Annotated in this window: 11 protein-coding genes; 5 read left to right on the top strand and 6 right to left on the bottom strand. The window is 72.3% G+C overall.

Annotated features, from left to right (window positions below; translation table 11 throughout):
- Positions 1–58: 58 nt before the first annotated feature.
- From AB0C76_RS09640 to rfbB, 4 genes are all read right to left on the bottom strand, one after another.
- Positions 59–838, bottom strand: coding sequence for a glycosyltransferase family 2 protein (locus tag AB0C76_RS09640; RefSeq protein ID WP_359962258.1), 780 nt, complete (start codon positions 836–838; stop codon positions 59–61).
- Complete coding sequence (locus tag AB0C76_RS09635; protein ID WP_359962256.1) at positions 835–1,236, bottom strand: DUF2304 domain-containing protein; 402 nt, start codon at positions 1,234–1,236, stop codon at positions 835–837. The genes AB0C76_RS09640 and AB0C76_RS09635 overlap by 4 nt, the downstream gene beginning before the upstream one ends.
- Positions 1,237–1,347: 111 nt before the next feature.
- The gene (locus tag AB0C76_RS09630) at positions 1,348–2,664 is read right to left on the bottom strand and encodes a hypothetical protein (protein WP_359962253.1); all 1,317 of its coding nucleotides are present in this window, start codon (positions 2,662–2,664) and stop codon (positions 1,348–1,350) included.
- On the bottom strand, positions 2,661–3,635 hold the full coding sequence (gene rfbB / locus AB0C76_RS09625; protein WP_359962250.1) for a dTDP-glucose 4,6-dehydratase: 975 nt from the start codon (positions 3,633–3,635) through the stop codon (positions 2,661–2,663). The genes AB0C76_RS09630 and rfbB overlap by 4 nt, the downstream gene beginning before the upstream one ends.
- A gap of 93 nt (positions 3,636–3,728) precedes the next feature.
- On the opposite strand from rfbB, the gene rfbA reads away from it, so the two are divergent.
- From rfbA to AB0C76_RS09600, 5 genes are all read left to right on the top strand, one after another.
- Positions 3,729–4,604, top strand: a complete 876-nt coding sequence (gene rfbA / locus AB0C76_RS09620) for a glucose-1-phosphate thymidylyltransferase RfbA (RefSeq protein WP_359962247.1) — start codon at positions 3,729–3,731, stop codon at positions 4,602–4,604.
- Positions 4,601–5,200: a dTDP-4-dehydrorhamnose 3,5-epimerase gene (gene rfbC, locus AB0C76_RS09615; protein WP_359962244.1), complete on the top strand. Its 600-nt coding sequence runs from the start codon at positions 4,601–4,603 to the stop codon at positions 5,198–5,200. The genes rfbA and rfbC overlap by 4 nt, the downstream gene beginning before the upstream one ends.
- Positions 5,201–5,352: 152 nt before the next feature.
- The gene (locus tag AB0C76_RS09610; RefSeq protein WP_359962241.1) at positions 5,353–6,255 is read left to right on the top strand and encodes a glycosyltransferase family 2 protein; all 903 of its coding nucleotides are present in this window, start codon (positions 5,353–5,355) and stop codon (positions 6,253–6,255) included.
- Between the two features lie 26 nt (positions 6,256–6,281).
- Positions 6,282–7,238, top strand: coding sequence for an NAD(P)-dependent oxidoreductase (locus tag AB0C76_RS09605; RefSeq protein WP_359962238.1), 957 nt, complete (start codon positions 6,282–6,284; stop codon positions 7,236–7,238).
- A gap of 16 nt (positions 7,239–7,254) precedes the next feature.
- The gene (locus AB0C76_RS09600) at positions 7,255–8,499 is read left to right on the top strand and encodes an acyltransferase (protein ID WP_359962453.1); all 1,245 of its coding nucleotides are present in this window, start codon (positions 7,255–7,257) and stop codon (positions 8,497–8,499) included.
- Here AB0C76_RS09600 and AB0C76_RS09595 read toward each other — a convergent pair.
- Positions 8,489–8,953 (bottom strand): GtrA family protein, encoded by a 465-nt coding sequence (locus AB0C76_RS09595; RefSeq protein WP_359962235.1) that lies wholly within the window; start codon positions 8,951–8,953, stop codon positions 8,489–8,491. The two genes, AB0C76_RS09600 and AB0C76_RS09595, sit on opposite strands and share 11 nt — an antisense overlap.
- 30 nt (positions 8,954–8,983) lie before the next feature.
- Positions 8,984–11,386, bottom strand: coding sequence for a hypothetical protein (locus tag AB0C76_RS09590; RefSeq protein ID WP_359962232.1), 2,403 nt, complete (start codon positions 11,384–11,386; stop codon positions 8,984–8,986).
- Positions 11,387–11,395 lie beyond the last annotated feature (9 nt).

The raw sequence follows: 11,395 nt of genomic DNA, 5'->3' as shown, positions 1-11,395 counted from the left end.
GATGCCGGGCCCCACCCGCTCAGTCGCGGGGTACGGGCCCGGCGGTCACGCACCGTGATCAGCTACGGCCGGCCAGTTCGCGGCGCGGTGCCGCGGCCTTCTTGGTGGCCGGCTGGATCAGCTTGAGGTGCTTGGGCATCCGGCGGATCATCGCCAGCAGCAGGACCAGACCGGCCCGCGCGAGGTAGATGGTCGCCTTGATCGGGGAGGCGCTGGGCGTGCCGGTGGTCCGCTCGCGCATCGCGACCGGCACCTGCCGGATCACGAAGCCGCAGCGCGCGGCGCCGACCATGCTCTCGATCGTGTCGCCCAGGTACTCGACCGGGTACCACTGGGAGAAGAACTCGATCATCGGCTTGTTGCAGGCCTTGAAGCCCGAGGTGGTGTCGGTGAGCCGCGTGCGGGCGACCCGGGACAGCACCACGGAGAGCAGCTTCATCGCCCAGGAGCGCGGGCCGCGCACCTTGTACGAGCCCTCGCCGGCGAAGCGGGCGCCGATGACCAGGTCGGCCTCGTCCAGCTTGGCGATCAGCGACGGCACGTACGACGGGTCGTGCTGGCCGTCGGCGTCGCACTGCAGCGCGATGTCGTAGTCGTGCAGGTGCGCGTAGCGGTAGCCGAAGCGCATCGCGCCGCCGACGCCCAGGTTGTAGGGCAGCTGGGCGACCTTGGAACCGTGCGCGGCGGCGACGGCCGCGGTGGCGTCCACCGAGCCGTCGTCGACGACCAGGGTGTCGACGCCGGGCAGCTTCTGCTGGATCTCCCGCAGGATCTTGGGCAGCCCCTCGGCCTCGTTCCAGGCCGGGAGGATGATCAGTACCCGCTTGCCGTCGATCATGCCGTCACCCCGGGGTCGTTCGCCTTGGCGGCGTCGTTGTTGCTGCGCGCGATCGGGTAGTCGTGGTGCTCGGCCAGGTAGGCGCGCATCATCGCGACGTCCTCGGCCAGCGTGCGGGTCTCGGCCTCCAGCCGGGAGGCCTCCCAGCTCAGGTGCAGCGAGACCATCAGCACCAGGATGAAGCCCGCGAACAGGACCAGGCTGACGCCGGAGGCGATGCCGAGCCGGCGGGCGGTGGAGTCCAGGATCGTCGGGAAGAACCCGAGCGGCGCGACGACGACGCCGATCGCGAGCCAGATCGCCGCGTACTTCTCCCGGAGCTGCTGTCGGCGCAGCAGCTCCAGGATGTAGACGAGCACCAGCACGCCGGTGATCGAAGTGATGACGGTGAGATGCACGACGGGGAGCGCCTTTCAGCGGCTGTGTGGCGTGGCCAGAGTAACGACAGTTTAAAAGGCGCGGCCGAACGGAGTGCCGCCGCCGGTTGTACGGGGCCCGCGCAGATGGTGTCAGACTTCTGACGACTGACGCGCCGCCATGGTTGCACCCGGTTCCACGCCGGTCGCGGCCGGAGCCGTCAGGGAGCGGGCGAGCGCCCACAGCATGGCAGCAGCGCTCACCGCGGCACCAGCCAGGTAGGCCAGTTCGACGCGGGTCGCGATCGCCCCCGGCGCCGCGGTGACGGCGACGAGCGCCACCGTGCCGGCCAGCCAGGACAGCAACTGCCGCTGGTGACGGCCGAGCGAGAGCAGCGCCTGGCCGAAGACGGTCGCGAGCATGTAGCAGAGCGTGCCGAGCGACAGCCACAGGAAGTCGGCCGAGCCGAGCACGTCCTGCGCCTTGAAGAACAGTCGGATCGCCCACGGGCCGAGGATCACCGTCGGCACGCCGGCCGCGGTGCACATCAGGGCGACGATGCCGCCGGTGCGCAGCAGGACCTTGCGGAACTCCGCGTGGTTGCCGGCCGCCGCGGCGCCGGACAGCGAGGAGACCAGCGAGGCCTGGATGGCCGCGTACGCGAAGAGCGGCACCCGGGCCAGCACCACCGCGTTGAGCAGCGCGGCGATCAGTGCCTTGGAGGACGGCGAGAGCACGCCCACGCTCACCACCGCGGCGTTGACCATGAGCTGCGCGAGCAGCGTCGAACCGGTCAGCAGGCCGAGCCCGGTGACGACGTCGCGCCAGGCCGGGGCCGGGCCGCCGCGCCGGTCGGCGAGCACCGAGCGCATCCCGATCACCGAGGCGGCGAGCGGCGCCACGACGAGGATCAGGCTGAACGCGAACGCCGAGTGCACGCCGAACAACGGGATCAGCGCGGCCAGGCCGATCCGCAGACCGCCGTCGACGCCCAGCTGGAGGCCGTACGAGCCGAACCGGCCGAGGCCGGCCAGCGCGCCGCGGGCCACCGAGCTGACGGCCAGTCCGATCAGGGCACCGCCCATGCCGGCCACCAGGCCGATGTCGCCGGAGAAGAAGCGGTCCGCGATCGGGCGGGCCGCCGCCGCGACGCCGGCCAGCACGACGGCCAGCACGGCGGCGGTGGCCAGCAGCACCCGGCGGATGGCCGGACCGGGGCCGTGGCCGGCCACGTCGCGGGCGGCCACCAGCCGGTTCAGCTCCAGCTCGACCGGCGAGAACAGGCCGTACCCGACCGACATGACCAGCGTCCACAGCATGGAGACGCCGGCGACCTGCGTGGTGTCCAGGCCGTGCCCGGCGAGCGCCAGGAAGATGTACGAGGAGGCACCGAGCACGACGGTGCCCCCCGCGACGAGCCGCACGCCGGGGGGCAGCGCCCCCAGCAGCCTGGCCACCGGGTTCGTCATCGCAGCGCGGCCTTGGCCTTCAGCGGCTCCCACCAGGCGCGGTTCTCGCGGTACCAGGCGATGGTGGCCGCGAGGCCGTCCTCGAAGCGGACCTGCGGGGCGTAGCCGAGCTCCTCGCTGATCTTGGTGATGTCCAGCGAGTAGCGCAGGTCGTGGCCCTTGCGGTCGGCGACCGGCTCCACGGACGACCAGTCGGCGCCCGCGGCCTGGAGCAGCAGCTCGGTGAGCTCCTTGTTGGTCAGCTCGGTGCCGCCGCCGATGTTGTAGACCTCGCCGGCGCGGCCCTTGCGCATGGCGAGCTCGATGCCGCGGCAGTGGTCGGAGACGTGCAGCCAGTCACGGATGTTGCCGCCGGTGCCGTACAGCGGCACCTTCTTGCCGTCCAGCAGGTTCGTGGTGAACAGCGGGATGACCTTCTCCGGGAACTGGTAGTGCCCGTAGTTGTTGGAGCAGCGGGTGACCACCACGTCCATGCCGTGGGTTCGGTGGTAGGCGAGCGCCAGCAGGTCGGACCCGGCCTTGGAGGCGGAGTACGGGGAGTTCGGGGCGAGCGGCCACTCCTCGGTCCACGAGCCCTCGGAGATCGAGCCGTACACCTCGTCGGTGGAGACGTGGACGAAGCGGGCGACGCCGTGCTTGCGGGCCGCGTCCAGCAGCACCTGGGTGCCGAGGACGTTGGTCACCACGAACGGGCCGGCGCCCTCGATCGAGCGGTCGACGTGCGACTCGGCCGCGAAGTGCACGACCACGTCGTGTCCGGGCATCACCTGGTCGACGGCGTCGGCGTCGCAGATGTCGCCGCGCACGAAGGCGTAGCCGCGGTGGTCGGCGACCGGGGCCAGGTTGGCCTCGACGCCCGAGTAGGTGAGCTTGTCGAAGACGGTGATCTGATCCGTTGCGTCGGCGCCGAGCAGCTGGCGGACGAACTCTGAACCGATGAAGCCGGCGCCGCCGGTGACGAGGATGCGCATAGTGCGGGCAGTCTACCGGGGTGAATCGAACCCCGGCCGCCGGGCCGACGGGGGCTTCCGAAGCGCCCCCGGACCTCACATAAGCTGCTCGGCATGCGTGGAATCCTCTTGGCCGGCGGCACCGGCTCCCGACTCTGGCCGCTGACCCGGGCTGTCTCGAAGCAGCTCCTCCCGGTCTTCGACAAGCCGATGATCTACTACCCGCTGTCGACCCTGGTCATGGCGGGGATCAGCGAGATCCTGATCATTACCACCCCCCAGGACCAGGAGCAGTTCCAGCGCCTGCTCGGCGACGGCTCCCAGTTCGGCCTGAAGCTGGAGTACGCCGTCCAGGAGAAGCCCGAGGGCATCGCCCAGGCCTTCGTCCTCGGCGCCGACTTCATCGGCGACGAGCCGGTCGCGCTGATCCTGGGCGACAACATCTTCCACGGCAGCGGCCTCGGCACCCGGCTCGCCCAGCGCACCGACCCCAAGGGCGGCATGGTCTTCGCCTACCCGGTCGCCGACCCGACCGCCTACGGCGTCGTCGAGTTCGACGACAACGGCCAGGTCATCTCCATCGAGGAGAAGCCGGACGCCCCGAAGTCCCGCTACGCCGTGCCCGGCCTCTACTTCTACGACAACCGCGTCGTGGAGATCTCCCGCGGCCTGACCCCGAGCGCCCGCGGCGAGCTGGAGATCACCGCCGTCAACGAGGAGTACCTCAAGCTCGGCGAGCTGCACGTCACCGTCCTCGACCGCGGCACCGCGTGGCTGGACACCGGCACGTTCGTCTCGATGGTCCAGGCCTCGGAGTTCGTCCGGGTCATCGAGGAGCGCCAGGGCTTCAAGATCGGCTGCATCGAGGAGGCCGCCTGGCGGGCCGGCCTGATCGACGCCGAGCAGCTGCGCGAGCTGGCCGAGCCGCTGCGCAAGAGCGGCTACGGCGACTACCTGGTCGCGCTGCTCGACGAGGAGGCGGCCAAGTGAAGTTCCGCGAGCTGTCCATCCCCGGCGCCTTCGAGGTCACCCCGCAGCAGCACGGCGACCCGCGCGGCCTGTTCATGGAGTGGTACCGCTTCGACCGCCTGGAGGAGGTCGTCGGCCACCCGCTGCGGCTCGCCCAGGGCAACCTGTCGGTGTCGGCCAAGGACGTCGTGCGCGGCATCCACTTCGCCGACGTCCCGCCCGGCCAGGCCAAGTACGTCAGCTGCGTGCGCGGCGCCGTCCTGGACGTCGTCGTCGACCTGCGGGTGGGCTCCCCCGCCTTCGGGAAGTGGGAGTTCGTCCGCCTCGACGACGCCGAGCGCAAGTCCGTCTACATCCCCGAGGGCGTCGGCCACGGCTTCTGCGCGCTGACCGACGACGCCACCCTGTCGTACGTCTGCTCCGAGACGTACAACCCGACCGGCGAGCACGCGGTGCACCCGCTCGACCCGGACCTCGGCATCGAGTGGCCCGCCGACGCCCCCCAGCTGTCGGCCCGCGACGCGGCCGCGCCCACGCTCGCCGAGGCGATCGCGAGCGGCCTGCTGCCGGACTACCAGAAGTGCCTGGCGTACACCGAGGGCCTGCGCGCCGGCTGAACCGACCGGTGCCCGGACCGGCCGCCCGCAGCGGCCCCGGTCCGGGCATCGCCGTCGGCGGAGGGCCTCGCGGGGCTCAGTATGATGGGCCCGCCGCGGGGTCGTGCTCCCGCCCGCAGGCCCCGAACCCGACCACCGGATGTGCCTCCACCATGACCACTCTGGAAATCCTGCTTCCGTACTACGGCGACGTCGCACTGATGCAGGAGGCGGTCCGCAGCGTCCTGGCCCAGACCGACCCGGACTGGCGGCTGACCGTCGTGGACGACGGCAAGGAGCCCGGGGTCCCGGAGTGGTTCGCGGAGCTCGGCGACCCGCGGGTGCGGTACTTCCGCAACGAGCAGAACCTCGGCGTCACCGGCAACTACCGCAAGTGCCTGGGCATGGCCGAGCACGAGCACATGGTGTTCATGGGCACCGACGACGTCATGCTGCCCAACTACGTCGCCACGATCCGCTCGATCCTCACCCAGCACCCCGGCGTCGCGATGATCCAGCCCGGCGTCCAGGTCATCGGCAGCGACGGCCGGCCGAGCACCTCGCTCGCCGACGAGTCCAAGCGCCGCATCTACGCGCCCAAGGCGCAGGGCCGCGTCCTGATGGACGGCGAGGAGCTCGCCGTCAGCCTGCTCAAGGGCAACTGGCTCTACTTCCCCTCCATCTGCTGGCGCACCGAGGCCGTGAAGACCACCGGCTTCCGCGACAACCTGGAGATCATCCAGGACCTCGCCCTGGTCATCGACCTCCTCCAGGCCGGCGAGCAGATGGTCGTCGACGACGTCCGCGCCTTCCAGTACCGCCGGCACGCCGTCAGCATCTCCTCCTCGTCCGCGTTCAGCGGCACCCGCTTCACCGAGGCCCGGCGCTACTTCCTCGACGCCGCCGACCGCCTCGACGCGCAGGGCTGGCCGAGGGCGGCGCGCGCCGCCCGGATCCACCTGTCCGCCCGCATCCACGCCCTCACCCTGGTCCCGGGAGCGATGCGCGCCGGCCAGTGGAACGGTGCGAAGGCCCTGCTGCGCAACGCCACCAGCACGGCCCGCCGTCCCCGCTGACCCACGAACCCCCTGGAGTCCCCGCAATGACCGCTCCGCACACGGCACCGGCCCGGGTGGCCGTCCTCGGTGGCACCGGCTTCATCGGCCGGGTGCTCGGCGCCCGCCTCCTGGCGCAGGGCGCCGAGGTCCTCAGCCTCGCCCGCAAGGCCCCGGCCGAGCCGGCGCCCGGCCGGTTCGTCGCCTTCGACCTCTCCAACGGCGACCCCGCCGAGCTCACCGCGCTGCTCGACCGCGAGCGGATCGACACCGTCGTCAACGCGGCCGGCGGCATGTGGGGCCTGAACGACGAGCAGATGTACCAGGCCAACGTCGTCCTCACCGAGCGGCTGATCGAGGCCGTCGCCGCCATGGCCTCCCCCGCCCGCCTGGTCCACCTCGGCACCGTCCACGAGTACGGCATGGCCCCGGTCGGCACCAGCCAGCGCGAGAGCGACCCGGCCGCCCCGGTCATGGAGTACGGCAAGCTCAAGCTCGCCGCCACCGAGGCCGTCGTGCGCGCCGTCGAGGCCGGCCGGATCTCCGGTGTCGTGCTGCGGCTCGGCAACGTCGTCGGCGCCGGCCAGCCCGGCCACAGCCTGCTCGGCGTCATGGCCGCCAAGCTCGACGCCGCCCGCGCGGCCGGCGAGACCGCACAGCTCTCGCTGCAGCCGCTCACCGCCCTGCGCGACTTCGTCGACCTCACCGACACCCTCGACGCCGTCCTGCTGGCCGCCGCCGACCGCTCGGCCCCGCCGGTCGTCAACGTCGGCACCGGCTCCGCCTCCACCGCCCGCCACCTGGTCGAGCTCCTGATCGAGGAGAGCGGCGTGCCCACCGAGATCACCGAGGTCCCGGCCCCCGACGGCACCGGCCCGGAGACCGAGTGGCAGCAGCTCGACGTCACCGTCGCCCGCGACAGCCTCGGCTGGACCCCCCGCCGCACCCTGCGCGAGGCCGTCCGCGAGCTGTGGACCGCCCAGACCACCGCGCCCGTCGCGTAACGGCCGACCCGTCGTCCTGCGGCGCCCGGAGCACGGCTCCGGGCGCCGCACCCGCATCCGCGCACGAGGGGGAGCCATCGGAGACCGTTTCCGGCGCGGGACCTTCGCCGACCTGACCGCCGGCCGGGCGAACGCCTTCGGGGCGCTGCGCCTGCTGCTCGCCGCCACCGTGGTGGTGTCGCACGTCTACCCGCTCGGCTGGGGCCGCCAGGACCCGCTGTGGTCCTGGAGCGGGCAGCAGACCGACCTGGGCAAGAGCGCGGTCCTCGGCTTCTTCGCGATCTCCGGCTTCGTCATCACCGGCAGCGCCCGACGCCTCGGCACCCTACGGTTCGTCTGGCACCGCGCCCTGCGGATCGTCCCCGGGCTCTGGGTCTCGCTGCTCCTGTCCGCGGCCGTCCTGATGCCCGTGCTCTACCGGTGGCAGCACGGTGCCCTCACCGGCTTCTGGGACCGCTCGGACGGGCCGCTCAGCTACGTCACCAGCCTCGGCAGCAGCAGCCCGACCGCGGGCTGGGACGTCTCCGGGGTCATCGCCACGGGCATCCGTGCCGGGACGAACTTCGACGGCAGCCTCAACGGCGCCCTGTGGTCGCTCAAGTACGAGCTCCTGTGCTACCTCCTGGCCGCCCTGCTCGCCCTGGCCGGACTGCTGCGGCGACGGGCCGCCGTCCCCGCGCTGGCGCTCGCGCTCTGGGTGCTGATCCTCTCCGGCGCCACCGACCTGCCCCCGGACGTGCCCCCGGCCGGCGGACCGGGCGCCACCCTGCCGCTCGTCGGCCGGCTCACCTGGCACCTCGCCGCCGTCCTGGCCTTCACGTTCCTGCTCGGCACCGCCTGCCGGCTCCACGCCGAACGCATACCGGTGGACGACCGCCTCGCCCTCGCCTCCGCCGTGGCGCTGGCCGCCACGCTCCGCTGGGGCGGCTTCGGCTCCCTCGGCCAACCGGCCCTGGTCTACCTGCTGTTCTGGGCCGCGGCCCGGCTCCCCCGGTGGTGCCGGCGCCTCGACGGAATCGGCGACTACTCGTACGGGGTCTACATCTACGGCTTCCCCGTCGAACAGGCCCTGGCGCTGGTCGGCTGCGCCGCGTACGGCCGGCTGGGCTTCCTGGCCTGCGCGCTCACCGTGACGGGCGTGCTGGCCGCCCTCTCCTGGCACCTCGTCGAGGAACCGGCCACGCGGCTGCGCGGCTGGACGCCCCGGCCGCTGCGCCGCAGCGCCGACCGGGACGGCTCCGCCGCCCGCATCACTTCTTGAAGACCCACACCTTCATCAGCAGGAAGCGGACCACGGTGGCCAGGCCGTTCGCCACGATCAGGCCGCCGACCTCGACGACCTTGGAGGCGTGCGGGGCCACCACGTCGAGCAGGGCGAGCACGCCCGAGCTCAGTGCGAGCCCGATCACGAACGCGACGGCCCCCTGCAGCTGGTGGCGCAGGGCCCCCTCGCTCCCGGTGATCCCGAAGGTGAACCGCCGGTTGGCGGCGGTGTTGGCGACGGCGCTCACCGCGAGCGCGATCAGGTTGGCGGCCTGGGGGTTGACCACCATCCGGGCCACGACGTACAGCCCGAGGTAGAACAGCGTGCTCAGCACCCCGATGACCAGGAAGGACGGGATCTGGCGGTTGGCCTTGCCGCCGCCGGCGGCGGAGCCCTGCTCCGCGGTGCCCGGCGCCGCGGCCGCGTCGGTCGACTCGTTGGTGGAAACCATGTGGGAACCCATGCGATCTGCTTGTCGGGGTCAGGAGAGCTCGTACACGGCCACCCGGCCGTTGTCGAAGACGGGGGTGGCGAGGGACTTCAGGAGCGGCGACTCCGGAGCCGGCTTGCGGTCCGCCACCAGGTACCGGACGTGGTACCGGTCCCGCAGTTCCCGGAGGATGTCGGCGGTCGGGTGGTGGATCGCGTCGTCGTTGAGCTTGAGCAGCGGCTGGTCCCAGAAGCTGGCGGACTTCTCCGACATCAGCCGCGGCGAGTACGCCCAGCCCTCCACCAGCACCGAGCGCTCGGAGTAGGCGCTGAGCCAGAACGAGAGCGAGTTCCAGCAGTTCTGGCCCGCGACCGCCCAGTCGTTCTCGGAGCGGCAGTGGTCGTTGGTGACCAGGACGTCGGTCGGCCGGCTGTGCGCACGCACCCAGCGCGCGGCCTCGACCTGGCCGGCCGGCATCGGCCAGGCGCCGTCCCAGACGACGTGCTTCGACTGCTGGACGTCGAGCAGCAGCGACGGCGCACCGGCCACGAGCGCGCCCGTGAGGAGCACCAGCCCGCCGCGCCGGCGCAGCCCGGGCAGCGCCCGCCCGGCAGCCCACCAGAGCAGTCCGACGACCGCGGCCACGGCGGCGAGCGCGGCCGCGGCGGCCAGTGCGGGCACCAGCGGGGTGTACGACTTGGTGCCCTTGGCGTCGCCGACCGCCTTGAGCGCGAAGGTCGCCCAGTCCCCCGCGTAGTTGTAGATGCCGTAGGTCAGCAGGCCCACGAAGGCGAGCGTGCCGACCGCGAGCGCGGCCTTGCCCCGGGCGGGCAGCGCGGCCCGCCCGAAGACCTCGCAGTAGCCCCAGGCCGACAGCAGTACGCCGAACGGCAGTCCGGCCAGCGTGAAGTAGCTCGCGTTGAATCCGTTGACCACCAGGTAGACCGTCGGGCCGGCCAGGGCGCCGCCGAGCAGGAACCACTGCGACTGCTCCAGTCGCAGCCTGCGCCGCCAGATCAGCGGGACCATGCCCACCACGCGGAGCTGGTGGTTGAGCACGAAGGCGATCAGCGTCGCCGCGACGACCACCGCCTGCGTCACCGCGGTCCTGGTGTGCGCGGGGTCGGCCCAGTACTTCTGGACGTTGCCGAAGGGCACGACCTCCAGACCGTAGCTCTCGAACTTGAAGAGCACGGCGGTGGCGAACAGCTGGGCACCGGCCACGATCGCGCCGAGGCGGACGATCGCCCACGGGATCCGCCGGGTGCCGATGAGCACCATCAGGCCCGCGAAGGCCAGGCCCGCAAGGGTGACCGGCAGTGAGCTCGCCTTGGCCGCGCTGGAGGCCAGCGCGAACAGCGCGACCAGGACGTAGGCGCCCCGGCCGAGCACCGGCACCCGGTCCCGCACGGGACCGTCCGCGTCCTCGTCCTCGTCGCCGCGGCCGCGCAGCACGTCCGCGATCACGCCGATCAGCGCCATCAGCAGTGGCTGGCTGTAGGTCAGCGACAGGCTCGCCCAGGACATCAGCGGCACCAGCGGCGCGCCGAAGGTCCAGTTGGGGGTGTTGTTCGGGTAGACCGCGTTGAACTCGCCGACCGCGAACACCAGCAGCGCCGCGACCGGCCCGGCCCAGGCCCGGCCGGACAGCCGGTGCCCCACCACCGCGGTGATCACCATCGCGAGGGCGACCAGCGCGGGCACCATGAGCCGCATCTGGACCACCGGCAGGTCGATGTGGCCGACCAGGTCGGTCATCGCCATGTGCGCGAAGGTGAACCAGTGGTAGTGCAGGGGCTCCCCCGCCGCCTGCGGGAAGGTCAGCGGGAAGTTGTTCTTCGCGTTGCCGGCCAGCGAGAGCAGGTACGGCAGGTCGATGTACTGCCGGGTGGTCTCGGTGTCCGGGATGATCGGGTTGCGGCTGAGGACGGCCGCGTAGAGGTACGCGCTCGTGAGGCCGACGACGCCGGCGACGGACCAGTTCCAGCCCGTCGAGGTCCGCCGGTACCCACGCGGGAACCAGTGCCGCCGCAGCCGCGGCACCGCGAGGAACGGGACCACCACGGCTAGCGGCCACGCCGTGGCGGCCGACTGGAGGCCGAGCCCGACCAGGACCGCCCACGCCGCCAGCTCCAGCACGAGACCGACGACGGCGCCGAAGGCGAGGTCCTCGACCAGGGTGTGCGGCCGGCGGCGCAGGGCCCGGAACACCAGCGTGCCCGGCAGCAGGACGCCCCAGAGCACGTAGAAGGTGTAGCGCGCGACGTCCGAGACGGAGGTGTCCGAGGCCAGGAGCAGGGCCACGAGCAGACCGTACGCGGCCAGCGCGGGCAGGAACCGCGCCAGTCGCCCTCCGCTGCCGGGCCGGGGGGTGCCGGACACCGGCGCGCCGACCCGCCCCTCGGCCGCGGACGGCGTCCCGAGAGCGGGTGCGGTGCTGTCAGTGGTGCCCATCGCGTGTTC

Origin of the sequence: Kitasatospora sp. NPDC048722 (assembly GCF_040650235.1) — a bacterium.
Taxonomy (GTDB): Bacteria; Actinomycetota; Actinomycetes; order Streptomycetales; family Streptomycetaceae; genus Kitasatospora.
This window is presented reverse-complemented; position numbering and strand designations above follow the sequence as displayed.

Excerpts from the sequence above, each read along its gene's own strand:
- AB0C76_RS09640 (WP_359962258.1), bottom strand. The coding sequence starts at position 838 with ATGATCGACGGCAAGCGGGTACTGATCATCCTCCCGGCCTGGAACGAG.
- AB0C76_RS09630 (WP_359962253.1), bottom strand. The coding sequence starts at position 2,664 with ATGACGAACCCGGTGGCCAGGCTGCTGGGGGCGCTGCCCCCCGGCGTG.
- rfbB (WP_359962250.1), bottom strand. The coding sequence starts at position 3,635 with ATGCGCATCCTCGTCACCGGCGGCGCCGGCTTCATCGGTTCAGAGTTC.
- rfbA (WP_359962247.1), top strand. The coding sequence starts at position 3,729 with ATGCGTGGAATCCTCTTGGCCGGCGGCACCGGCTCCCGACTCTGGCCG.
- AB0C76_RS09610 (WP_359962241.1), top strand. The coding sequence starts at position 5,353 with ATGACCACTCTGGAAATCCTGCTTCCGTACTACGGCGACGTCGCACTG.
- AB0C76_RS09605 (WP_359962238.1), top strand. The coding sequence starts at position 6,282 with ATGACCGCTCCGCACACGGCACCGGCCCGGGTGGCCGTCCTCGGTGGC.
- AB0C76_RS09595 (WP_359962235.1), bottom strand. The coding sequence starts at position 8,953 with ATGGTTTCCACCAACGAGTCGACCGACGCGGCCGCGGCGCCGGGCACC.
- AB0C76_RS09590 (WP_359962232.1), bottom strand. The coding sequence starts at position 11,386 with ATGGGCACCACTGACAGCACCGCACCCGCTCTCGGGACGCCGTCCGCG.